Source organism: Kribbella sp. NPDC051770 (assembly GCF_040681455.1).
GTDB lineage: Bacteria > Actinomycetota > Actinomycetes > Propionibacteriales > Kribbellaceae > Kribbella.
This window is the reverse complement of record NZ_JBFAYT010000017.1, coordinates 61,234-81,952: the sequence shown is the minus strand read 5'-3', so window position 1 is coordinate 81,952 and position 20,719 is coordinate 61,234. Positions and strand designations below refer to the sequence as shown.

At 69.9% G+C, this 20,719-nt stretch carries 27 protein-coding genes and 2 pseudogenes; 23 read left to right on the top strand and 6 right to left on the bottom strand.

What is annotated here, in order from left to right:
• The first annotated feature begins 11 nt into the window (after nt 1-11).
• The 3 genes from map (at nt 12) to AB0M01_RS36310 (ending at nt 2,195) form a co-directional block, all read left to right on the top strand.
• Entirely contained in the window at nt 12-836 is an 825-nt protein-coding gene (gene map / locus AB0M01_RS36320; protein ID WP_363677059.1) for a type I methionyl aminopeptidase, read from the top strand.
• 100 nt (nt 837-936) lie between these two features.
• On the top strand, nt 937-1,392 hold the full coding sequence (locus AB0M01_RS36315) for a DUF1707 domain-containing protein (protein WP_363677058.1): 456 nt from the start codon (nt 937-939) through the stop codon (nt 1,390-1,392).
• Nucleotides 1,389-2,195 (top strand): hypothetical protein, encoded by an 807-nt coding sequence (locus AB0M01_RS36310; RefSeq protein WP_363677056.1) that lies wholly within the window; start codon nt 1,389-1,391, stop codon nt 2,193-2,195. Before AB0M01_RS36315 ends, AB0M01_RS36310 begins: the two co-directional genes overlap by 4 nt.
• On the opposite strand, the gene AB0M01_RS36305 is transcribed toward AB0M01_RS36310, so the two are convergent.
• Nucleotides 2,179-3,042: an NAD(P)-binding domain-containing protein gene (locus tag AB0M01_RS36305; RefSeq protein WP_363677055.1), complete on the bottom strand. Its 864-nt coding sequence runs from the start codon at nt 3,040-3,042 to the stop codon at nt 2,179-2,181. The genes AB0M01_RS36310 and AB0M01_RS36305 overlap by 17 nt on opposite strands.
• Nucleotides 3,043-3,118: 76 nt before the next feature.
• Here AB0M01_RS36305 and AB0M01_RS36300 point away from each other — a divergent pair, with 76 nt between their 5' ends.
• The 14 genes and pseudogenes from AB0M01_RS36300 (at nt 3,119) to AB0M01_RS36235 (ending at nt 12,022) form a co-directional block, all read left to right on the top strand.
• Nucleotides 3,119-3,445 (top strand): helix-turn-helix domain-containing protein, encoded by a 327-nt coding sequence (locus AB0M01_RS36300; RefSeq protein WP_363677054.1) that lies wholly within the window; start codon nt 3,119-3,121, stop codon nt 3,443-3,445.
• A gap of 147 nt (nt 3,446-3,592) precedes the next feature.
• Nucleotides 3,593-3,814, top strand: coding sequence for a translation initiation factor IF-1 (gene infA / locus AB0M01_RS36295; RefSeq protein WP_012923661.1), 222 nt, complete (start codon nt 3,593-3,595; stop codon nt 3,812-3,814).
• A 30-nt stretch (nt 3,815-3,844) separates the two neighbouring features.
• Nucleotides 3,845-3,958 (top strand): 50S ribosomal protein L36, encoded by a 114-nt coding sequence (gene rpmJ, locus AB0M01_RS36290; protein ID WP_008361054.1) that lies wholly within the window; start codon nt 3,845-3,847, stop codon nt 3,956-3,958.
• A 184-nt stretch (nt 3,959-4,142) separates the two neighbouring features.
• Nucleotides 4,143-4,514 (top strand): 30S ribosomal protein S13, encoded by a 372-nt coding sequence (gene rpsM, locus AB0M01_RS36285; protein ID WP_184798729.1) that lies wholly within the window; start codon nt 4,143-4,145, stop codon nt 4,512-4,514.
• Nucleotides 4,515-4,549: 35 nt separating this feature from the next.
• The gene (rpsK, locus tag AB0M01_RS36280) at nt 4,550-4,957 is read left to right on the top strand and encodes a 30S ribosomal protein S11 (protein ID WP_012923659.1); all 408 of its coding nucleotides are present in this window, start codon (nt 4,550-4,552) and stop codon (nt 4,955-4,957) included.
• A gap of 24 nt (nt 4,958-4,981) precedes the next feature.
• Nucleotides 4,982-5,590 (top strand): 30S ribosomal protein S4, encoded by a 609-nt coding sequence (gene rpsD / locus AB0M01_RS36275; RefSeq protein WP_344181506.1) that lies wholly within the window; start codon nt 4,982-4,984, stop codon nt 5,588-5,590.
• Nucleotides 5,591-5,693: 103 nt separating this feature from the next.
• Nucleotides 5,694-6,719, top strand: a complete 1,026-nt coding sequence (locus AB0M01_RS36270) for a DNA-directed RNA polymerase subunit alpha (RefSeq protein WP_012923657.1) — start codon at nt 5,694-5,696, stop codon at nt 6,717-6,719.
• Nucleotides 6,720-6,786: 67 nt separating this feature from the next.
• Nucleotides 6,787-7,125: pseudogene (gene rplQ / locus AB0M01_RS36265) on the top strand (50S ribosomal protein L17); the annotation flags it as partial.
• Nucleotides 7,126-7,329: 204 nt separating this feature from the next.
• Nucleotides 7,330-7,494 (top strand): annotated as a pseudogene (locus AB0M01_RS36260) (50S ribosomal protein L17); the annotation flags it as partial.
• A gap of 67 nt (nt 7,495-7,561) precedes the next feature.
• A complete protein-coding gene (gene truA / locus AB0M01_RS36255) occupies nt 7,562-8,374 on the top strand; it encodes a tRNA pseudouridine(38-40) synthase TruA (RefSeq protein ID WP_363677053.1) in 813 nt (270 codons plus the stop codon).
• Nucleotides 8,367-8,987, top strand: coding sequence for a methyltransferase (locus AB0M01_RS36250; RefSeq protein WP_363677052.1), 621 nt, complete (start codon nt 8,367-8,369; stop codon nt 8,985-8,987). The genes truA and AB0M01_RS36250 overlap by 8 nt, the downstream gene beginning before the upstream one ends.
• 4 nt (nt 8,988-8,991) lie before the next feature.
• Nucleotides 8,992-9,522, top strand: a complete 531-nt coding sequence (locus AB0M01_RS36245) for a SigE family RNA polymerase sigma factor (RefSeq protein ID WP_363677051.1) — start codon at nt 8,992-8,994, stop codon at nt 9,520-9,522.
• Nucleotides 9,515-10,291, top strand: a complete 777-nt coding sequence (locus tag AB0M01_RS36240; RefSeq protein WP_363677050.1) for a hypothetical protein — start codon at nt 9,515-9,517, stop codon at nt 10,289-10,291. Before AB0M01_RS36245 ends, AB0M01_RS36240 begins: the two co-directional genes overlap by 8 nt.
• A gap of 48 nt (nt 10,292-10,339) precedes the next feature.
• Nucleotides 10,340-12,022 (top strand): ATP-binding cassette domain-containing protein, encoded by a 1,683-nt coding sequence (locus tag AB0M01_RS36235; RefSeq protein ID WP_363677049.1) that lies wholly within the window; start codon nt 10,340-10,342, stop codon nt 12,020-12,022.
• Here the strand turns inward: AB0M01_RS36235 and AB0M01_RS36230 are convergent.
• Nucleotides 12,019-13,050: a hypothetical protein gene (locus AB0M01_RS36230; RefSeq protein WP_363677048.1), complete on the bottom strand. Its 1,032-nt coding sequence runs from the start codon at nt 13,048-13,050 to the stop codon at nt 12,019-12,021. The two genes, AB0M01_RS36235 and AB0M01_RS36230, sit on opposite strands and share 4 nt — an antisense overlap.
• The gene (locus tag AB0M01_RS36225; protein ID WP_363677047.1) at nt 13,047-13,595 is read right to left on the bottom strand and encodes a helix-turn-helix domain-containing protein; all 549 of its coding nucleotides are present in this window, start codon (nt 13,593-13,595) and stop codon (nt 13,047-13,049) included. The genes AB0M01_RS36230 and AB0M01_RS36225 overlap by 4 nt, the downstream gene beginning before the upstream one ends.
• Nucleotides 13,596-13,710: 115 nt before the next feature.
• Between AB0M01_RS36225 and AB0M01_RS36220 the strand changes: the two genes are divergently transcribed.
• Complete coding sequence (locus tag AB0M01_RS36220) at nt 13,711-14,166, top strand: nuclear transport factor 2 family protein (RefSeq protein WP_363677046.1); 456 nt, start codon at nt 13,711-13,713, stop codon at nt 14,164-14,166.
• A 131-nt stretch (nt 14,167-14,297) separates the two neighbouring features.
• Here the strand turns inward: AB0M01_RS36220 and AB0M01_RS36215 are convergent, their stop codons facing one another.
• On the bottom strand, nt 14,298-15,584 hold the full coding sequence (locus tag AB0M01_RS36215; protein ID WP_363677044.1) for a citrate synthase: 1,287 nt from the start codon (nt 15,582-15,584) through the stop codon (nt 14,298-14,300).
• A gap of 281 nt (nt 15,585-15,865) precedes the next feature.
• On the opposite strand from AB0M01_RS36215, the gene rplM reads away from it, so the two are divergent.
• The 5 genes from rplM to AB0M01_RS36190 all read left to right on the top strand — a co-directional run bounded on the left by rplM (nt 15,866) and on the right by AB0M01_RS36190 (nt 19,542).
• Nucleotides 15,866-16,309, top strand: coding sequence for a 50S ribosomal protein L13 (gene rplM, locus AB0M01_RS36210; protein ID WP_363677043.1), 444 nt, complete (start codon nt 15,866-15,868; stop codon nt 16,307-16,309).
• A gap of 87 nt (nt 16,310-16,396) precedes the next feature.
• The gene (rpsI, locus tag AB0M01_RS36205; protein ID WP_363677126.1) at nt 16,397-16,870 is read left to right on the top strand and encodes a 30S ribosomal protein S9; all 474 of its coding nucleotides are present in this window, start codon (nt 16,397-16,399) and stop codon (nt 16,868-16,870) included.
• A gap of 7 nt (nt 16,871-16,877) precedes the next feature.
• On the top strand, nt 16,878-18,224 hold the full coding sequence (gene glmM / locus AB0M01_RS36200) for a phosphoglucosamine mutase (RefSeq protein WP_363677042.1): 1,347 nt from the start codon (nt 16,878-16,880) through the stop codon (nt 18,222-18,224).
• 5 nt (nt 18,225-18,229) lie between these two features.
• Nucleotides 18,230-18,673 (top strand): glutaredoxin domain-containing protein, encoded by a 444-nt coding sequence (locus AB0M01_RS36195; protein WP_363677041.1) that lies wholly within the window; start codon nt 18,230-18,232, stop codon nt 18,671-18,673.
• 59 nt (nt 18,674-18,732) lie between these two features.
• Nucleotides 18,733-19,542 carry an endonuclease/exonuclease/phosphatase family protein gene (locus tag AB0M01_RS36190; RefSeq protein WP_363677039.1) on the top strand — a complete coding sequence of 270 codons (810 nt, stop codon included), beginning with the start codon at nt 18,733-18,735 and terminating at the stop codon, nt 19,540-19,542.
• On the opposite strand, the gene AB0M01_RS36185 is transcribed toward AB0M01_RS36190, so the two are convergent.
• Nucleotides 19,539-19,913, bottom strand: coding sequence for an SgcJ/EcaC family oxidoreductase (locus AB0M01_RS36185; RefSeq protein WP_363677037.1), 375 nt, complete (start codon nt 19,911-19,913; stop codon nt 19,539-19,541). The two genes, AB0M01_RS36190 and AB0M01_RS36185, sit on opposite strands and share 4 nt — an antisense overlap.
• Entirely contained in the window at nt 19,913-20,626 is a 714-nt protein-coding gene (locus AB0M01_RS36180; RefSeq protein ID WP_363677035.1) for an SDR family oxidoreductase, read from the bottom strand. The genes AB0M01_RS36185 and AB0M01_RS36180 overlap by 1 nt, the downstream gene beginning before the upstream one ends.
• Nucleotides 20,627-20,719: the final 93 nt, after the last annotated feature.

Sequence of the window (20,719 nt, the reverse complement as noted above, 5' to 3'; positions counted from 1 at the left end):
GTACGGAGCGAATGATCTTCAAGGACCGCGGCATCGAGATCAAGACCCGCGAACAGATCCTGGCCATGCGCAAGGCCGGCCTGGTGGTCGGCCGGACGCTGGAGCTGCTCCGGGCCGCGGTGAAGCCCGGCATCACCACCGGTGAGCTGGACGCGATCGCCGAGGACCACATCCGTTCCTCCGGCGCGACACCGTCCTTCCTGGGCTACCACGGCTTCACCGGGTCGATTTGCGCCTCGGTGAACGACGAGATCGTGCACGGCATCCCCGGTGACCGGGTGCTCGCCGACGGCGACCTGATCTCGATCGACTGCGGCGCGATCGTCGACGGCTGGCACGGCGACGCGGCGATCTCGGTCGGCGTCGGTACGGCGTCCGAGGAGCTGCTCGAGCTGGCCCGGATCTGCGAGGAGTCGATGTGGCGCGGCTTCGCCGCCGCCAAGCTCGGCGGCCGGCTGACCGACATCTCGGCCGCGGTCGAGGCGCACGTGCGCACCAACTCGTCGTACGGGATCGTCGAGGACTTCGTCGGGCACGGGATCGGGTCGGCGATGCACCAGCCGCCGAACGTGCCGAACTACGGCAAGGCCGGCAAGGGCCCGAAGCTGGTCGAGGGCCTGGCGCTGGCGGTCGAGCCGATGCTCACGCTGGGCAAGCAGGACAACCACACCCTCGAGGACGACTGGACCGTGGTCACCGACGACGGCACCGCGGCCGCGCACACCGAGCACACCTTCACGCTGACCCCGCAGGGCCCGTGGGTGCTGACCGCCCTCGACGGCGGCGAGACCGAGCTGGCCAAGCTCGGGGTGAAGTTCGGCCCGCTGGCCGACTGAGCTGCTCGCCCGGGCAGACTTCGGGGCAGCCGTCCGGTGGACGCGCGGATCAACCCATCGGGGGACGCCGCGCGGTCCGGCACTGAGGCACACTGGGGGCATGCCCAGCTCGTACCAGCCCCACCAGCGCTTCACCGAGGCCGACCGCGACAAGATCGCCGGACGGCTGCGGGACGCCTTCGCGGACGGGCGGCTGGACCAGCCGGAGTTCACCCGGCGGCTCGACGACCTGTACGGCGCGCAGACCTACGGCGAGCTCGAGCCGCTGGTCCGTGACCTGCCGCCGGTGCGCACGTACCAGACGCCGGCCGTGGTGCAGAACGCGCAGCCCGCGCCGGAGCCCGGGAGCTTTCCGGAGCGCAAGCCGGCCAACCAGCCCCAGCAGCGCAACCTGCAGGGCCTGCTCGGCGGCTTCACCGGGATCGTGCTGATCAACGTGCTGATCTGGTTCGTGATCGGCGTCTCCCGCGGCGGTGACTGGCCGAACTTCTGGCCGGTCTGGCTGCTGATCCCGTGGGCCCTGATGGGCATGGGTCACTTCGGAAAGCGGCGGTGAGCGAGACCGGTCGGGGCGGTGCGGGTCCGCGGCTGCGCCCGGACTGGGCCTGGCAGCTGCGTCAGGGCTCCGCACTGGTCTACGTGCTGTGGTTCCTGATCGCGATCCCGCTGGTCGTCGTGGGCCTGCTGGTCGAGCCGCGCTGGGTCGGCTGGCTGGTGCTCGCGTGGTTCCTGGTGCTGGTCGGGCTGACCGCGGCGTTCCGGATCTCGGAGAACCGTCAGCGCCGGGGCTGGTCGGAGATGGCCCGGCAGCTGGGCTGGCAGGTCAGCGCCGGTGATCCCGACCTGCTCGACCGCTGGCCGTTCCCGCCGTTCGACGTCGACCCGGCCGCCGAGGTGTACGACGTGACCACGGGCCGGCACCGCGGCCGGGAGCTGATCGCCGGGCGCTTCCGGCACAAGGTCCGGCGCCGCCAGCTGGGCTTCGACTTCCTGGACCTGGAGGTCGAGCGGCCGCTGCCGCCGATGCAGCTGCTGCCCGAGTCGCTGGCGCCCGTCGCCGCGGCCAGCCTGGTGCCGCTGAAGCTGACGGTCGACGGGCTGCCGGAGAAGTACTGCCTGTTCAACGGCCGCGAGGACCTGGCGCTGGAGGTGCTGCACCGGCGGGCGGTCGACGTACTGGGCCAGGTGCCACCGTTCGGCTTCAGCTGCGAGGGGCGCCGGTTTGTGGCGATCTTCCCGGCGTACCGGGAGGCGTCGGTGGTGCTGGCGCACCTGGAGGCAGCCTGCGACCTGCTCGCACTCGTCCCCGAGCACGTCTGGCAGACCGGCGAGCAGTGGGCGGCTACGCAGCAGTCCTGAGCAGCCGTACGACGGCCGCGAGGTCCTCGTCGCCGCGGCCTTCACGGACCGCGCGGGCCAGTAGTTCGCCCATCGGCGCGAGCAGCGCCGGGTCGACGCCCTGGTCGCGGGAGGCGTCGAGCAGGTTGACGAAGCCGGCCGACTGCATCGCGAGGTTGGAACCGGCCTCGCCGTCGGCGCCGTGCTCCAGATCCTTCGCCAGGGCAGGGATGCTGCCGAGCATCGCGGTGAGCCAGGGGACCAGCAGCTGCTCGGCGAACGCGGTGGGGGAGACCTTCTCGCTGGAAGTCAGCGCGAGGGCGTGGACCGCTCCGGAGAACATGCCGTACATGCCGCTCAGCAGGGCGAGGTCCTGCAGTGCGGCGAGGCCGGGATCGGTACCGACGAACTGCGGACGGGCCAGGTCCGAGAGGGTTGCGGCGTGCTGCTCGAAGGCGGCCTCGGACCCGCTGTAGAGGATGAACGCGGCCGGGCCACCGATCATCGCGGGGACGGCCATGATGCCGCCGTCCAGGTAGTCCGCGCCCTGCTGCGCCGCCCAGACGGCCGTACGCCGGGCGTGGGCGGGAGTGCCGTTGGTGAGGTTCACCAGGGTCCGGCCCGCGAACTCGGTGGCGGCGGGCGCCAGGGCCTCCTGGACGGAGGCGTCGTCGAGCAGGCAGGCGACGATCAGCGGGCTCGCGCTGACGGCGTCGGCGACGGTGTTCGCGCGGGTGACGCCGGTGAGGCCGGGCGCGCGGCCCGGGGTGCGGTTCCAGACGGTGGTCGGGTGGCCGGCGGCGGTGAAGGCCCGGGCGAGGGCGGTGCCCATCGTGCCGAGGCCGAGAACGGTCACGGGTGTCTTCATGCCCACCAGCCTCACCGCCACGGTTTAGAATCGGCAAGTACCGACTAAATAGTCAGGTACTCACCGAAAGGTAAGTATGAAGCCGTACACCTGTGGTCTGGACGCCGCCGCCGACGTGATCGGCGGGAAGTGGAAGCCGCTCATCCTGTGGGCGCTCAGTCACGGACCGCACCGGTTCGGGGAGCTGCGCAAGGCGATCTCGGGCGTCACCGAGAAGATGCTCATTCAGCAGCTGCGTGAGCTGGAGAGCCGCGGGATCGTGCACCGCGAGGTCTACCGGCAGGTGCCGCCGAAGGTGGAGTACTCGCTGACGCCGCTCGGTGAGACCCTGAACACGGCGCTGGCGCCGCTCGATCAGTGGGGCGCGGAGCACATCGCGGAGCTGGAGTCCAGCCGGTGCTGAGGCCCGATTGGGTTTCTCACCGGTAGGTGGCGTACACTCTTTCCTTGGCTCTTTGTAGCCTCTGGTTGTTATGCCCAACGCTCGTTCCGGGCAGCGCGACCGTGCGGTACCAATCATTCAGTACGTCGTCTACAGAAGTGCGAGGACATGCCCAAAAAAGAGGGAGTCATCGAACTCGAGGGCACCATCGTCGAGGCTTTGCCGAACGCGATGTTCCGTGTTGAGCTGTCCAACGGGCACAAGGTGCTCGCGCACATCAGCGGCAAGATGAGGCAGCACTACATCCGGATCCTCCCCGAGGACCGGGTCGTCGTGGAGCTGTCGCCGTACGACCTCACCCGGGGTCGGATCGTCTACCGGTACAAGTAACCACAGCCACCTGTCGAAGAAAGAAGCTCGATGAAGGTCAATCCGAGCGTCAAGAAGATCTGCGACAAGTGCAAGGTGATCCGCCGCCACGGCCGGGTCATGGTGATCTGCGAGAACCCGCGGCACAAGCAGCGGCAGGGCTGATCCAAGCCCTACCTCGCGACACAGCACTGTCGCACCACAGCGCGCACGCTCGTCCAGCACGGCAACAGGCTGGACGTCGCCCCCGGAACAGAGGCCGGGGCCTTGCCGGTGAAGGAAACATCACCGAGGCGGGCAAGGACGCGGCGCGCCACCACACCTCTGCCGACGAAAGGAACACCGCCACATGGCACGCCTCGTAGGCGTCGACCTCCCGCGCGACAAGCGCATCGAGGTCGCCCTGACCTACATCTTCGGTGTAGGTCGTACTCGCGCCCTGAAGACGCTCGAAGCCACCGGCATCTCCGGTGACAAGCGCGTCCACGAACTGGGCGACGAGGAACTGGTCAAGCTCCGGGACTGGATCGAAGGCAACTACAAGATCGAAGGTGACCTCCGTCGCGAGGTGACCGCGGACATCCGCCGCAAGATCGAGATCGGGTCGTACCAGGGTCGCCGGCACCGCAGCGGCCTGCCGGTGCGTGGTCAGCGCACGCGGACCAACGCCCGTAGCCGGAAGGGTCGCAAGAAGGCGATCGCCGGCAAGAAGAAGAAGTGACCCGGATGACCGTCGACCCCAGGAGCAACTGACTTATGCCTCCCAAGAGCCGCACCGCGGCCGGCGCGAAGAAGGTGCGCCGCAAGGAGAAGAAGAACGTGGCCGCCGGCCACGCGCACATCAAGAGCACGTTCAACAACACGATCGTGACGATCACCGACCCGACCGGCGCGGTCATCTCGTGGGCCTCCGCGGGCACCGTCGGTTTCAAGGGTTCGCGCAAGTCGACCCCGTTCGCCGCGCAGATGGCCGCCGAGGCCGCCGGGCGCCGGGCGATGGAGCACGGCATGCGCAAGATCGACGTGTTCGTGAAGGGTCCCGGCTCCGGCCGTGAGACCGCGATCCGTTCGCTGGGTGCGGTCGGCCTCGAGGTCGGCACCATCCAGGACGTCACCCCGACCGCCCACAACGGCTGCCGCCCTCCCAAGCGGCGCCGGGTCTGATCCCAGGAAAGGTAGGCAGCGAAAATGGCCCGTTACACCGGACCCATGACCAAGAAGTCGCGCCGTCTCGGGGTCGACCTCGTCGGTGGCGACAAGGCGTTCGAGCGTCGTCCGTACCCGCCGGGTATGCACGGCCGCGGCCGTCCCAAGGAGAGCGAGTACCTGCTCCAGCTTCGTGAGAAGCAGAAGGCTCGTTACGCCTACGGCGTGCTCGAGAAGCAGTTCAGCCTGTACTACAAGGAGGCCTCGCGGCGTCCTGGCAAGACCGGTGACAACCTGCTGATCATCCTCGAGTCCCGCCTCGACAACGTCGTGTACCGCGCCGGTCTGGCCCGGACCCGTCGTCAGGCCCGTCAGCTCGTCGTGCACGGTCACTTCACCGTGAACGGCATCAAGGTGAACATCCCGTCGTACCGGGTCGCGGCGCACGACGTCATCGACGTCCGCGCCAAGTCGGCCGAGATGACGCCGTTCATCATCGCCCGCGAGACGCACTCCGAGCGGGTCGTCCCGGCGTGGCTCGAGGCGCTGCCCGAGCGGCTGCGGATCCTCGTGCACCAGCTGCCCACCCGGGCACAGATCGACACCCAGGTCGCAGAGCACCTGATCGTCGAGCTCTACTCGAAGAACTGATCCGCTTCCCGCCGGCGGCCTCCGGGCCGCCGGCGGGATCGGTCGTTCTTCACCTCGCGGCCTCAAATAGTGGTCGTCGCGAACGAAGAAGGAAGTAGCAACAGTGCTCATCGCACAGCGTCCCACCCTGACCGAAGAGGTCGTCGGCGAGCACCGCTCGCGGTTCGTCATCGAGCCGCTGGAGCCGGGCTTCGGCTACACCCTCGGCAACTCCATCCGCCGCACCCTGCTGTCGTCCATCCCGGGCGCCGCCGTGACCAGCATCAAGGTCGACGGCGTGCTGCACGAGTTCTCGACGGTCGCGGGTGTCAAGGAAGACGCCACCCAGCTGATCCTGAACCTCAAGGACCTGGTCGTCTCCTCCGAGCACGACGAGCCGGTCACCATGTACCTGCGCAAGCAGGGCCCCGGTGACGTCACCGCCGCCGACATCGCGCCGCCGGCCGGTGTCGAGGTGCACAACCCGGACCTGAAGATCGCCACCCTGAACGAGAAGGGCCGGCTCGAGATGGAGCTGGTCGTCGAGCGGGGCCGCGGTTACGTGTCGGCGATCCAGAACAAGTCCGCCGACGCCGAGATCGGCCGGATGCCGGTCGACTCGATCTACTCGCCGGTCCTCAAGGTGACCTACAAGGTCGAGGCGACCCGTGTCGAGCAGCGCACCGACTTCGACCGGCTGGTCGTCGACGTCGAGACGAAGCCGTCGATGCTGCCCCGCGACGCCGTCGCGTCGGCCGGTAAGACCCTGGTCGAGCTGTTCGGCCTGGCCCGCGAGCTGAACGTCGAGGCCGAGGGCATCGACATCGGCCCGTCGCCGGTCGACGAGCAGATGGCCGCCGACCTGGCGCTGCCGGTCGAGGACCTGCAGCTGACCGTCCGGTCCTACAACTGCCTCAAGCGCGAGGGCATCCACACCGTGGGTGAGCTGATCTCGCGCAGCGAGCAGGACCTGCTGGACATCCGCAACTTCGGCTCCAAGTCGATCGACGAGGTCAAGCTGAAGCTGGCCGAGATGGGCCTGTCGCTGAAGGACTCGCCCCCCGGCTTCGACCTGCGCGCCGCTGCCGAGGCCTACGGCGACGACGCCGAGGACGAGGACGAGAGCTTCGCCGAGACCGAGCAGTACTGACCTTTCGAAGGCCACCCGGCCTGTTCCCAAGGTCCGCACCCGGGCCTGAGATTTCTGGAGTTGGACAATGCCTACCCCCACCAAGGGAGCCCGCCTCGGCGGCAGCCCGGCGCACGAGAAGCTGATCCTCAGCAACCTCGCGACCTCGCTGTTCGAGCACGGCGCGATCACCACCACGGCCGCCAAGGCCAAGCGCCTGCAGCCGCTGGCCGAGTCGATGATCACCAAGGCCAAGCGCGGTGACCTGAACTCGCGCCGTCAGGTGATGAAGCGGATCAAGGACAAGAGCGTCGTGCACGTGCTGTTCACCGAGCTCGGTGAGCGCTACGCCGACCGTCCGGGCGGCTACACCCGCATCATCAAGCTCGGCCCCCGCAAGGGCGACAACGCCCCCATGGTGAAGATCGAGCTGGTCGAGGCGCTCGCCGACTCCCCGAAGGCCAAGAAGGCCGCCGCCCCGGCGAAGAAGGCCGCCGCCAAGAAGGCCCCGGCGAAGAAGGCGGCCGCCAAGGCCGACGACGCCGAGGTCCAGGACGAGGTCAAGGACGAGAAGGTCCAGGACGTCGTGGCCGGCAAGTACGACGGTTCGGCCGCTCCGCTGGCCGACGGCTCGGCGCCCGCGGGCTTCGACATCAAGGGCAACGAGAACTCGATGAAGTTCCACACCACCGACTCGCCGTGGTACGACCAGACCGAGGCCGAGGTCTGGTTCGCCACCGAGGAGGCGGCCGCGGCCGCCGGCTTCACCAAGGCCGGCGAGACCGAGGACAAGTAACACCAAGTACGTCACAGCGCCCCCACGCCCGTCAGGGTGTGGGGGCGCTGTTGCGTTAGATTGCCCTGTGCGTTGGCGGATCGATCTCAGGTACGACGGAACCGGATTCCACGGCTGGGCCCGTCAGGACGGGCTCAGGACCGTCCAGGGAGCCCTGGAGGAGGCGCTGGGTACCGTCCTGCGGCTCCCGGAGCGTCCGTCGGTCACCTGTGCCGGCCGGACCGACACCGGCGTGCACGCGCGCGGCCAGGTCGCGCACGTCGACCTGGAGGTCGAGACCACCGGCCGCGACCTGCTGCGCCGGCTGAACGGCGTACTGCCCGAGGACGTGTCGGTGACCGCGGTCGCCGAGGCTGCCGAGGGATTCGACGCGCGGTTCGCCGCGCTGGAGCGCCGGTACGTCTACCGGATCTGCGACGACCCGGTCGGCTGGGACCCGCTGCGACGCCAGGAGGTGCTGCGGGTGATCCGGCCGCTGGACGTCGACCGGATGAACGCGGCCGCGGCCCAGCTGCTCGGTGAGCACGACTTCGCGGCGTTCTGCAAGAAGCGCGAAGGCGCGAGCACTGTCCGGGCGCTGCTGCGCTACGACTGGACCCGTACGGCGCCAGGCCTGCTGGAGGGCACAGTGATCGCCGACGCGTTCTGCCACTCGATGGTCCGCGCACTGGTCGGCTCGCTGATCCCGGTGGGCGACGGGCGGCGCGAGATCGACTGGCCGGCGACAGTGCTCGCCGGGAAGGTCCGGGACTCGGCGGTCGCCGTACTGCCGGCGCACGGGCTGACGCTGGAGGAAGTGCGCTACCCCGCGGACGAGGACCTGGCCGCGCGGGTCCAGCTGGCCCGCCAGGTCCGTGGGGAGGTGCACCGGCGTGGCTGACCACTTCTTCTCCGCGGACCCGGCCTCGGCCGACGTACGGCGTACTGTGCAGGCCCGGATCTGGGACCGCGACTACGAGTTCACCACCGCGAGTGGCGTCTTCTCCCGCGACCGGCTGGACCCCGGTACGTCGATCCTGCTGCGCGAGGTCCGGCCCGTCGCGGGCCCCCGGACCGTGCTCGACCTGGGCAGCGGCTACGGGCCGATCGCCTGCGCGCTGGCGGTGGAGCTGCCGGAGGCGGTGGTCTGGGCGGTCGACGTGAACAACCGGGCGCTGGAGCTCACCACGCTGAACGCCGCGGCCGCCGGGGTCGCCGAGCGGGTCCGCGCGGTGCAGCCGGACGACGTACCGGACGATGTGGTGTTCGACGAGCTCTGGTCCAACCCGGCCATCCACATCGGCAAACCCGAGCTGCACAAGATGCTGCTGCGCTGGTACGCCCGGCTCAAGCCCGGGGGAGTGGCCTGGATGGTGGTCGGCAAGAACCTCGGCGGCGACTCGCTGCAGCGCTGGCTGACCGAGCAGGGCTACCCCTGCGAGCGGGTCGCCAGCGCCAAGGGGTTCCGCATTCTGAAGGCAACTGCAACGAATCCCGGCGGAGCGCCGTCCTGAGGGCATGGAGGCAGCCTTGGCCGAACCGGTGACCAGTGCGCCCGCGCTCGACTTCGAGACCTTCGTCGGCGAGCGCGCCGACGCGCTGCTGCGGTTCGCCTACGTGCTGACCGGTGACCGGGCGCTGGCCGAGGACGCCGTCCAGGACGCGCTGACGACGGCCTGTGCGCGCTGGGGCCGGGTCAGCCGGGCCGACGACCCCGAGGCCTACGTGAAGCGGATGGTGGTCAACGCGCACATCTCCTGGTGGCGCCGGTTCCGCCGCCGGGAGGCACCGGTCGCCGAGCCCGACCGGTCCTCGGCCGCCCCCGACGGTGCGGCGGACCGGGCGCAGGCCGAGGCGGTCTGGGAGCTGTGCCGGACACTGCCCGACAAGCAGCGGGCCGCGGTGGTGCTGCGCTTCTACGAGGAGCTGTCGTACGCCGAGATCGGCGCGCTGCTGCACTGCGCCGAGGCGACCGCCCGGTCGCACGTGCACCGGGCGCTCGCCGTACTGAAGAAGACGCTGACCAGGGAAGGAGCCGACGATGCCTGAGTACGACGAGCAGGAGCAGGAGCTCGGCCCGGCCGTGGCGGACGCGTTGCAGAACAAGGCGGACGGCTCCTTCAGCGGTCACGGCCGCCGGATGGCGGCGGAGGCGCGGCAGCGGGTGCGGCAGCGCCGGAAGAACCTGCTGGCGTCGGCGGCCGCGGTGGTCGCTGTGGCGGTGGTCGGCGGCGGACTGTGGAGTGTCGGCGGGATGCCGACGGAGACGGCGAGCAACAGCGCGGGCAGTACCGAGGACCGCGGCAACGCGTCGGAGTACCAGCCGGACAGCAAGTCGACCGGGCAGCCCCCGGCGGACGCAGCCACCGGCTGCACGGTGCCGGAGGCGATGGTCCGCGGGGACATGAGTCCGGCAGCGGCCGTCGGACTCGACCTGGCGACACCCGTGACAGGTGTCGAGGCCTGCCGCTACCGGCTGTCGCCCAGCCCGCGGGTGGTGCTGGGTTCGCAGCGGTTCGACGGGCTGGTCGCGCAGCAGATCGTCGACGCGATCAAGGTGCTGCCCGAGCGGAACCCGGACCTGCCGGTGTTCAAGTGCACGCCCGAGGCGGCCCGGCCGAAGGAGTCGATCGTGCTGCGGTTCGGCACGGCGCAGGGGATCCGCCAGATCTGGGTCCAGTACGACGGGTGCGCGACCGCCGGATTCCTCAACGGCACCACGACGTACGGGCTGTTCGCCGCGCCGCTGAAACTGTTCATGACCGGGTCGGTGCGACCGTCCGGCGGCATCTACCTGGACCACCTGACCGGCTGGTAGGCGATAACCGTTCGCTGTCCGGGCGGCGGGCGCGTCAGACTGGGGGACATGGGTCATGTGGACGTGTCCGGGATCGGGTTCGAGCTGCCGGACGGGCGGGTGCTGCTGGACGACATCACGTTCCGGGTCGGCGACGGCGCGAAGGTCGCGCTGGTCGGCGCGAACGGGTCCGGCAAGACGACGCTGACCAAGATCATCGCCGGCGACCTGAAACCGCACAGCGGCAGCATCGCGCGCTCCGGCGGGCTCGGCGTGATGCGCCAGTTCGTCGGCTCGGTGCGCGACGAGACGACGGTCCGCGACCTGCTGCTGAGCGTCGCGCCGCAGGCCGTCCAGGACGCCGCGGCCACGCTCGACCAGGCCGAGCTGAAGATGATGGAGGCCGACGACGAGAAGACCCAGTTGCGCTACGCCCAGGCCGTGGCGGACTGGGGCGAGGTCGGCGGGTACGACGCGGAGGTGCTCTGGGACGTCTGTACAACGGCCGCCCTCGGCATCCCGTACGACAACTGCCGCTGGCGTGAGGTGAAGACGCTGTCCGGCGGCGAGCAGAAGCGGCTCGTGCTGGAGGCGCTGCTGCGCGGTCCGGACGAGGTGCTGATGCTGGACGAGCCGGACAACTACCTCGACGTACCGGGCAAGCGCTGGCTGGAGGAGCAGCTCAACGCGACCACCAAGACCGTGCTGTACATCAGCCACGACCGGGAGCTGCTGGCCAACACCGCGACCCGGATCGTCACCGTCGAGCTCGGTGCCGCCGGCAACACGATCTGGACGCACGGCAGCGGCTTCAAGACCTACCACGAGGCCCGCAAGCACCGGTTCGAGCGGCTGGAGGAGCTGCGCCGCCGCTGGGACGAGGAGCACGCGAAGCTCAAGGCGCTGGTGCTGATGTACAAGACGAAGGCGGCGTACAACGACGGCCTGGCGTCGCGGTACAAGGCGGCGCAGACCCGGCTGGCCAAGTTCGAGGAGGCCGGGCCGCCGCAGGCGATCCCGCGCGAGCAGAAGGTCAGCATGCGGCTCACCGGCGGTCGCACCGGCAAGCGCGCCGTCGTGGCCACCGGGCTGGAGCTGACCGGGCTGATGAAGCCCTTCGACCTCGAGGTCTGGTACGGCGAACGCGTGGCGGTGCTCGGCTCCAACGGCTCCGGCAAGTCGCACTTCCTGCGGTTGCTCGCCAACGGCGGCTCCGACCCGGACGTCGAGCACCAGCCGGTCGGCGAGGTGGAGATCCCGCCGGTCGCGCACACCGGCAACGCCAAGCTCGGCGCCCGCGTGCGCCCGGGCTGGTTCGCCCAGACCCACGAGCACCCGGAGCTGGCCGGCCGCACGCTGCTGGAGATCCTGCACCGCGGCGACGAGCACCGCGACGGCATGGGCCGCGAGCTCGCCTCCCGCAAGCTCGACCGCTACGAGCTCGCGCACGCCGCCGAACAGTCCTTCGACAGCCTGTCGGGCGGCCAGCAGGCCCGCTTCCAGATCCTCCTCCTGGAGCTCTCCGGCGCGACCCTGCTCCTCCTCGACGAACCCACCGACAACCTCGACGTCGAGTCCGCCGAGGCCCTGGAGGAAGGCCTCGACTCCTTCGACGGCACGGTCCTCGCGGTCACCCACGACCGCTGGTTCGCCCGCGACTTCGACCGCTACCTCGTCTTCGGCTCCGACGGCTCGGTCTACGAGTCGACCACCCCGGTCTGGGACGAAGGCCGCGTGGAACGCGCCCGCTAGGGCTTCACCCAGCCGGTCCTGTACGCCGTCCAGTGGGCTTCCGTGGCGGTGAAGTCGACGTAGATCGCCAGGCCGAAGTTCTGTTTCGGGTTGGTGCCGAGGCCGAGGCGGGCGCCGCGGACGGCGGCTTCGACGGTTTCGGCGCGGCCGCGGTGGCTGAAGTTGTCCTCCCAGTACGCCGGGAGGCCCATCAGCAGGTCGACGTGGGCGGGGGTGACCTCCAGGGCCAGGCGGGTCTGCTTGGCGACGTAGCCGCCGTACAGGGACTCCAGGGGCATCGCGGTGTCGTACGACATGACTGCGATCTGCTCGACCCGGCGGGCGACCTCGGCGAAGTAGTCCTGGGACCACCACTTGCCCTCGTCGGCGACGGCCAGGGCGACCGAGTTCAGCGACCAGAGCGGGTCGATCTGGGCCGCGGCGACCGACAGCGGGACGCCGCGCTCAGCGGCCAGGCGGTGCACCTGGTCCAGTACGGCGAGGAAACCCGCCGACCCGGAGTGGACCGGTTCGAAGTCGAAGTGGATCCCGTCGAAGCCCTGGTCGAGCACCGCCGCGGACGACGCGGTCACCCGGTCGCGGACCGCCGGGTCCTCCAGGTCCATGCCCGGATTCTTGGCCGGCTGGACGATGTCGCCGAGCCACGCCTGCACCCGTACGCCGGGAGCCGCCTCGCCCATCGCGTCGGTGAACCAGCGGGCAGTGGGGGAGACCTTTGTCACCGCCAGACTCCCGTCGTGCTCCAGCGGCCCGGCGTGCACGTACAGGTCTCGCACCCCGGTCGTGGCGAGGCGCTCGGCCAGTGCGGTGACGTCAGCGGTGGTCTTGCGTCCGTCCACCCAGGCGTGGCCGAGCCAGACGGCGTCGCGGCCGCGAGTGAGCGCCCGCGGCGCCGGATCGCCGGTGTAGTGGAGCCGGAGCGACACGGCGTACGCGCTGAGCGGTAGGGGGATCGCGAGCAGGGCGACCAGCAGCAGGACGGTGATGACCCGGCGCCTGCGTGACCAGCGGTGCCAGCGGCGCCTCACCGGCGTTGCCGCAGCCCGTCGTACAGGATTGCGAGCATGCGGTCCCGGACCTCCAGATCCAGCCCGGTCGCCGTCGCGCCACGGGAGGCGCCGACCAGCAGGGCGTACACCTCGGGGAACTGGGCGTCGGCCCGGACGGCCCCGCTGCGCTGAGCCTTCACGAGCAGCTCTCCGAAGGCCTGACGCATCTCCTGCCCGGCCTGGCGGGCGTGCTCGCCCGGCGCGCTGCCGGCCGCGACCAGCGCCTCCGCGATCGCCAGCTTGGACCCCGCCTCGGCGACCACCTGGTCGAAGAACTCGAAGAACGCCGTACCGGGGTCGCTGCCGCCCGCCAGCTCGGCGGCCGTGTCGCGCAGCCGCTGCAGCCGCAGCGTCAGCACCGCCTCGAGCAGCTCCACCTTGGTCGGGAAGTGCCGGAACACGGTCGCGATCCCGACCCCGGCCAGCTTCGCCACGTCGTCCGTCGACGCCGCCGTCGACCGCCCGAAGACCTGTTCGGCCGCGGTCAGGATCCGTTCCCGGTTGTCCCGCGCGTCAGCTCGCACCCGCCCACCCTCCTTCGTCCCGCACAGCGTAGAAGACGCCCGCCGAGCCATTTTGGTTGTAACCGAAGTTCGTACTCCATATATTCGGAGTCATCACTTCGCTTAGGAGGCGATCATGACCCCGTCCGAGGTCTTCCTGCGCCTGGTCCACGGCGTCGCGGCCGGTGACTACGCGAGCCTGCCCGCCCTGTACGCCGAACCGACCGACGTCCGGCACCCGATGGCGCCCGGTGGCGACCACCCGCTGCTCACCCGCGCCGCGCTCCGCGAGCACTTCGGCGGCACCGGCCCGCGGGTCGCCTCGGCCATCAGCTTCGTCCCCGACAACGTCCGCGTCCACGAGACCGCGGACCCCGAGGTGATCGTCGCCGAGTTCGAGTACGCCGGCACCCGCACCGCCGACGGCGCGACGTTCCGCGTCCCGTGCATCTTCGTGCTCCGGGTCCGCGACGGCCTGATCGTCGAGTCCCGCGACTACGTCGACCATGTCGCGATGGCCCGCGCCCGTGGCCGGCTCGACGAACTGTTCGCCGCCGCCCGGGAACCGCGCACCCCGGCCGCCGCGTCGTAGCCGGCAGAAGCACAGCACGACCCCGGTCCGTGGCTCCCCTGCCGGACCGGGGTCGTCCCAACTCCGGCCCGGGAACGGCGAAACCCCCACCGGCGCCGGGACGATGGGGGTTTCGTTGCTTCAGGCAATGACTAGCGGTCGCCCATCGGGACGTAGTCGATGCCGCGGGCGCCGGTGTAGATCTGCTTCGGGCGGGCGATCTTCTGGTCGCTGTCGCCGAGGCTCTCCAGCCACTGGGCCAGCCAGCCCGAGGTGCGCGGGATGGCGAACAGCACGGTGAACATCTCCGGCGGGAACTGCAGGGCCTCGTAGATCAGGCCGGAGTAGAAGTCCACGTTCGGGTAGAGCTTGCGGGAGACGAAGTACTCGTCCTCCAGCGCGATCTTCTCCAGCTCGACGGCGATCTTCAGCAGCGGGTTGATCCCGGTGACCTCGAAGACGTCGTCGGCGGCCTTCTTGATGATCTTGGCCCGCGGGTCGTAGTTCTTGTAGACCCGGTGGCCGAAGCCCATCAGCCGCTCTTCGCCGTTCTTGACGCCCTCGATGAACGACGGGACGTTGTCGACGGTGCCGATCCGGCGCAGCATCTTCAGCACCGCCTCGTTGGCGCCGCCGTGCAGCGGGCCGTAGAGGGCGGCGATGCCACCGGTGACGGCGCTGTACGGGTCGACCTGGGTCGAGCCGATCGCGCGCACCGCGTTGGTGGACGCGTTCTGCTCGTGGTCGGCGTGCAGGATGAACAGGATCTCCAGCGCGCGCACCAGCCGGTCGTCGGCGGCGTACTTGGGCTCGCTCATCTTGAACAGCATCGACAGGAAGTTCGCCGCGTAGCTGAGCTCGTTGTCGGGGTAGACGTACGGCTTGCCCTGCGCGTGCCGGTACGCGAACGCGCCCAGCGTCGGCATCTTCGCGATCAGCCGGCGGATCTGCAGCGCCCGCGACTCCTCGTCGAAGATCTCCCGGGACTCGGGGTAGAAGGTGGACAGCGCGCCGACCGAGGCCAGCAGCATGCCCATCGGGTGCGCGTCGTACCGGAAGCCCTGCATGAAGGTCTTCAGGTTCTCGTGCACGAACGTGTGATACGTCACGTCGTGCGCCCAGCCCTCGTACTCGGCCTTGTTCGGCAGCTTGCCGTTGACCAGCAGGTAGGCCACCTCGAGGTAGTTCGACTGCTCGGCGAGCTGCTCGATCGGGTAGCCGCGGTACTCCAGGATGCCCTTGTCACCGTCGATGAAGGTGACCGAGGAGCGGGTCGAGGCGGTGTTGACGAAGCCGGGGTCGTAGGTGGCCAGGCCACCGTCTCCGTCGGTAGCGCTGATCTGCTTGAGATCTGCGGCACGGATGGTGCCGTCGGTGATGGCAAGGTCGTAGTCCTTGCCGGTCCGGTTGTCCCGGACGGTGAGCGACTGTTCGGTCACGGTGCCCTCTTCGGAAGCTGGCGTCATCGCCGGAGCCAGTGAGGGTGATCGTCAGCCGGCGGGACGCGGTGCGGACTTCTGTTCTTCACGGCTAAACTAGTGCGGTCGGAGTTCGGTTCCAACCCGGGGTCCCCGGGCCGTTCGCGCTCACTTTGACCCCGACGTGTCCCCGCCGGTATTCTGGGCTGCTGTTGTGCGTTTCAGGTCTGCACCGGTCCTCGGTGATACCGCTCGCCGACGCCCCACTTTTGTCAATCTCTGAGAAACGAAGGTCAACGACCGTGCGCACGTACAGCCCGAAGCCTGCTGACGTCACTCGCGAGTGGCACGTGATCGACGCCACCGACGTCACGCTCGGTCGGCTCGCCGTCCAGATCGCAACTCTTCTGCGTGGCAAGCACAAGCCGACCTTCGCCCCGCACGTTGACGGAGGCGACTTCGTCGTCGTCGTCAACGCCTCCAAGGTCGCCCTGTCCGGCAGCAAGCGGACCGACAAGCTGGCCTACCGCCACTCGGGTCACCCGGGTGGTCTGACGGCGACGCCGATCGGTGAGATCCTCGACAAGGACCCCCGTAAGGCCGTCGAGAAGGCTGTCTGGGGGATGCTGCCGAAGAACCGTCTCAGCCGGAAGCTGCTCACCAAGCTGAAGGTGTACGCCGGTCCGGAGCACCCGCACACGGCCCAGCAGCCGAAGCCTTTCGAGATCACCCAGATCGCCCAGTAGAGCGATCGACGAGCCAGGTAAACGAGGATTTCCAGCGTGAGCGACGTCACCACCACCGAGACCGCCGAGTTCGACCCCGAGGTCCCCATCGACAGCGAGGGCCCGGTCGCCTACACCTCCGAGACGAACCCGAGCCCGGAGCAGCGCGCCGAGTCCGGCCGCGTCGCGGTGATCAACCCGGCCGGCGCGACCGGTCGCCGCAAGGAGGCCGTGGCGCGCGTTCGCCTGGTCCCCGGGACCGGCAACTGGACGGTCAACGGCAAGCCGCTGGACGTCTACTTCCCGAACAAGGTGCACCAGCAGCACGTGAACGAGCCGTTCGTCGTCGCGGGCCTGGAGGGCTCCTACGACGTGATCGCCCGGATCAACGGCGGTGGCATCACCGGCCAGGCCGGCGCCCTGCAGCTGGGTGTCGCCCGCTGCCTGAACGCCGCCGACGAGGAGGCGAACCGCCCGGGTCTGAAGAAGGCCGGTCTGCTCACCCGCGACGCGCGGATCAAGGAGCGCAAGAAGGCCGGTCTCAAGAAGGCCCGTAAGGCTCCGCAGTACAGCAAGCGCTGATCATCTGATGGCGCGTTTGTTCGGCACGGACGGCGTCCGTGGCCTGGCGAACGTGGACCTGACCGCGGAGCTGGCGCTCGACCTCTCGGTCGCCGCCGCTCACGTACTCGGCGAGGCCGGTGCCTTCGAAGGGCACCGGCCACGCGCCGTTGTGGGCCGGGATCCGCGTGCCAGTGGTGAGTTCCTGGAAGCCGCCGTCGTGGCCGGTCTGGCCAGCGCCGGCGTCGACGTCTTCAAGCTCGGCGTGCTGCCGACCCCCGCGGTCGCGTACCTGACCGGTTCGACCGGTGCCGATCTCGGTGTGATGTTGTCGGCCAGCCACAACCCGATGCCGGACAACGGCATCAAGTTCCTGGCCCGTGGCGGGATCAAGCTCGACGACCCGATCGAGGACGCCATCGAGGCCCGGATGGGCGAGGAGTGGCAGCGCCCGACCGGTAAGGCCGTCGGGCGGGTGCACGACGACGGTCAGGGGTTCGAGACCTACGTCGCGCACCTGGTCCGGTCCGCGCCGAACCGCTTCGACGGCGTCAAGGTCGTGATCGACTGCGCGAACGGTGCCGCGTCCCTGACGGCACCGGAGGCGCTGCGCCGGCTCGGCGCCGAGGTGATCACGTACGCCGCCAGCCCGGACGGCCTGAACATCAACCTCGAGTGCGGCTCCACCCACATGGAGGGGCTGCGCCGTGAGGTGATCGGGCACGGCGCCGACCTCGGCATCGCGCTCGACGGCGACGCCGACCGCTGCCTGGCCATCGACGGCACCGGTGAGCTGGTCGACGGCGACCAGATCCTCGCCGTGCTGGCGCTGGCGATGCGCGACAGCGGCCGGCTGTCCAACGACACCGTCGTGGCGACCGTGATGAGCAACCTCGGCTTCGTCCAGGCGATGGTCCGGGAGCAGATCGCGGTCGAGCAGACCAAGGTCGGCGACCGGTACGTGCTGGAGGCGATGAAGGCCGGCGGCCACAAGCTCGGCGGTGAGCAGTCCGGGCACGTGATCCTGTCCGACCACGCCACCACCGGCGACGGCACGCTGACCGCGATCAACCTGCTGGCCCGGGTCGCCGCGACCGGCAAGTCGCTGCGCGAGCTGGCCGCCGTGATGACGCGGCTGCCGCAGGTCCTGGTCAACGTCCCGAACGTCGACAAGACCCGCGCCGGCACCGACACGACCGTCCAGACCGCGGTCACCGCGGCCACCGAGCGCCTCGGTGACACCGGCCGGGTGCTGCTCCGCCCGTCGGGGACCGAGCCGCTGGTCCGGGTGATGGTCGAGGCCGAGTCCTCCGACACCGCCCACGACGTCGCCCACTCGCTGGCCGACGTCGTCGCGGGAGCCCTGAAGCTCTGAGTACGGTGAAACGCCCCGGCCTGCTCCGCACCTGGAGCCTGGCCGGGGCGTTTCTGTTCGTCGGTCTCGCGACGTCGGCCAGCCAGTTCCTGGCCGGCCGCTGGGTGCTGGCCTGCTGCGAGCTGATCGCCTTCGCGGCGGTTGGTGCCGTGCTGTCCCCGTTGGTGTTCCCGCGGTCGACGCCGGCCGCCGAGGCCGAGCGCCTGGCCGCCGCCGACGGCCGCCCGATCATCTACTGGCGCCCCGGCTGCTCCTTCTGCCTGCGCCTGCGCCGCAAGCTCGGCCGCCGCGGCCGCGACGCCCACTGGGTGAACATCTGGTCCGACCCGGCGGCCGCCGCCACCGTCCGCGCCCTCACCGGCGGCGACGAGACCGTCCCCACCGTTGTCGTAGGCAACGACCACCGGGTGAACCCGGACCCGCGCTGGGTCCGTGAGCAGCTCGGCTGAGGTTTCGGCGAGGAACGAATACCTGGGCCGTTGGCCCGGACGGCTGATGTGATCTGCCCATGCGTAGATTCCGCCGCCTGCTCGTCGCCGTCACTGCCCTGCTCGTCGTGACGCCGGCCGTCGCCGTCGCCCAGCCCCGCGCGGTCGTGACCGTGCCGGTGCTCACGTACAACATCCATCACGGGCAGGGCGTCGACGGCGCCCTGAACCTCGAGCGCATCGCCACGGTGATCAGCCGGTCCGGTGCCGCGGTGGTCGGCCTGCAGGAGGTCGACGTGCACTGGAGCGAGCGCAGCAACTGGGTCGACCAGGCCGCCTGGCTCGCGAACCGGCTCGGCATGGAGTACCGCTTCGCGGCGAACCTCGACCTCGACCCGCTCACCCCCGGCGACCCACGCCGGCAGTACGGCACCGCGATCCTGTCGCGCTACCCGATCAAGGACTTCAGCAACACCCTGCTGCCCCTGTACGCCGGCAGCGAGCAGCGCGGCCTGGCCGTCGCCACGCTCGACGTCAACGGCCAGGACGTGCGCTTCGCGAACACCCACCTGTCGAAGCTCACCTCCGCCGAGCGGGTCGAGCAGGCCCAGAAGATCACCCAGCTCCTGGCCGGCCCGACCACGCCCACGCTGCTCACCGGCGACCTCAACGCCGTACCGACGTCCCCGGAGATCAAGGCACTGACCGCCACCTGGAAGGACACCTGGCCCGAGGTCGGCTTCGGCCTGGGGCTGACCAACCCGGCGATCTTCCCGCTCTCCCGGATCGACTACGTCCTGCACTCGGCGGCCTTCAAGGCCAAGTCCGCAAGCACTCCCATCACGCACGCCGCCGACCACCTCCCGGTCGCCGCGACGTTCGAGCTCTAGACGTTCGAGCTCTGGGGCAACTGCGACACCTGGTAGTGGGCGATCTGCCAGGTGTCTTCGACCTTCCGGACGAGCAGGCTGAGGTTGAGCGTCCTGGTCGGCCGGTCGGTGAAGGCGAAGTCGACGGTCAGATAGCCGAGGATCAGGTCGTCGGCGAGCTGCCGGGTCTCCAGTACGGCGTACTCCGCGGTCATGCCGAGCGGCTGGGCGGCGTAGTACGCCGCGACGCCTTCCGGGCCGACCGAGTACGGGTGCAGGCCCTGGAAGATCGCGTCGTCGGTGAAGTACGACGCGACCAGCTCCGGGTCGTGGGCGTCGACCGCGCTGCGCCAGCGGTCGGCGACCGCGGTCAGGATCTCGGTGGCGGACATCAGTGGCCGGCGCTCTGGCCGCCGTCGACGTGCAGGACCTCGCCGGTGACGAAGGCCGCGTTCTCCAGGTAGGTGACCGCGTCCACCACGTCGGCGATCGCGCCGATCCGGCCGACCGGGTGCAGGGTGGCCAGCGTCGCGTGCGTCTCGACCGGGTGCATCGGCGTCTCGATGATGCCGAGGGCAACGGTGTTGACGCGGATCGCGCGGGCGGCGTACTCGATGGCCAGCGACTTGGTGACGGCGTTCAGGCCGCCCTTGGTGAGCGAGGCGAGCGCGGACGGGACGGCGGTGTTGGCGTGGTCGACCAGGCTGGTCGAGACGTTCACGACGTGCCCGCCGCCGGTGGCCAGCATCGCCTTGACGGCCTGCTGCGAGATCTCGAAGAAGCCGCGCAGGTTGACCCCGGTGACCAGGTCGAAGTCCTCGTCGGAGTAGTCGGTGAACGGCTTGGCGACGAAGACGCCGGCGTTGTTGATCAGGGTGTCGACCCGGCCGAACTCGGCCAGCGCGGCCTCGATCACCCGGGTCCCGGTGCCGGGCTCGGCGAGGTCGCCGGGCACCGTGAGCACCATCGGGTCGCCGGAGCGCTCGATCGAGCGGGAGTTCGCGACCACGGCGTACCCGAGCTTGCGGTACGCCGTGACCAGTCCTTCGCCGATGCCCTGGGACGCTCCGGTGACGACGGCGACTTTCTGCGTGTTGTTGTCCATGCCCCGAGGGTTGCGCGCCGCCGGGGGTTTCCGAACGACCGAGATCCTCCCTGCTGGGAGGCCGCGGCTCCGAGGCCCGGCGCCGTACGATCG

Coding starts and splice junctions, on each gene's coding strand:
- AB0M01_RS36180 (WP_363677035.1), bottom strand. CDS start 20,626: ATGGACAACAACACGCAGAAAGTCGCCGTCGTCACCGGAGCGTCCCAG.
- AB0M01_RS36305 (WP_363677055.1), bottom strand. CDS start 3,042: ATGAAGACACCCGTGACCGTTCTCGGCCTCGGCACGATGGGCACCGCC.
- AB0M01_RS36190 (WP_363677039.1), top strand. CDS start 18,733: ATGCGTAGATTCCGCCGCCTGCTCGTCGCCGTCACTGCCCTGCTCGTC.
- rpsK (WP_012923659.1), top strand. CDS start 4,550: ATGCCTCCCAAGAGCCGCACCGCGGCCGGCGCGAAGAAGGTGCGCCGC.
- AB0M01_RS36245 (WP_363677051.1), top strand. CDS start 8,992: ATGGAGGCAGCCTTGGCCGAACCGGTGACCAGTGCGCCCGCGCTCGAC.
- AB0M01_RS36235 (WP_363677049.1), top strand. CDS start 10,340: ATGGGTCATGTGGACGTGTCCGGGATCGGGTTCGAGCTGCCGGACGGG.
- infA (WP_012923661.1), top strand. CDS start 3,593: ATGCCCAAAAAAGAGGGAGTCATCGAACTCGAGGGCACCATCGTCGAG.
- AB0M01_RS36240 (WP_363677050.1), top strand. CDS start 9,515: ATGCCTGAGTACGACGAGCAGGAGCAGGAGCTCGGCCCGGCCGTGGCG.
- map (WP_363677059.1), top strand. CDS start 12: ATGATCTTCAAGGACCGCGGCATCGAGATCAAGACCCGCGAACAGATC.
- AB0M01_RS36185 (WP_363677037.1), bottom strand. CDS start 19,913: ATGTCCGCCACCGAGATCCTGACCGCGGTCGCCGACCGCTGGCGCAGC.
- rpsM (WP_184798729.1), top strand. CDS start 4,143: ATGGCACGCCTCGTAGGCGTCGACCTCCCGCGCGACAAGCGCATCGAG.
- AB0M01_RS36315 (WP_363677058.1), top strand. CDS start 937: ATGCCCAGCTCGTACCAGCCCCACCAGCGCTTCACCGAGGCCGACCGC.
- glmM (WP_363677042.1), top strand. CDS start 16,878: ATGGCGCGTTTGTTCGGCACGGACGGCGTCCGTGGCCTGGCGAACGTG.
- AB0M01_RS36300 (WP_363677054.1), top strand. CDS start 3,119: ATGAAGCCGTACACCTGTGGTCTGGACGCCGCCGCCGACGTGATCGGC.
- rpsD (WP_344181506.1), top strand. CDS start 4,982: ATGGCCCGTTACACCGGACCCATGACCAAGAAGTCGCGCCGTCTCGGG.
- AB0M01_RS36220 (WP_363677046.1), top strand. CDS start 13,711: ATGACCCCGTCCGAGGTCTTCCTGCGCCTGGTCCACGGCGTCGCGGCC.
- rpmJ (WP_008361054.1), top strand. CDS start 3,845: ATGAAGGTCAATCCGAGCGTCAAGAAGATCTGCGACAAGTGCAAGGTG.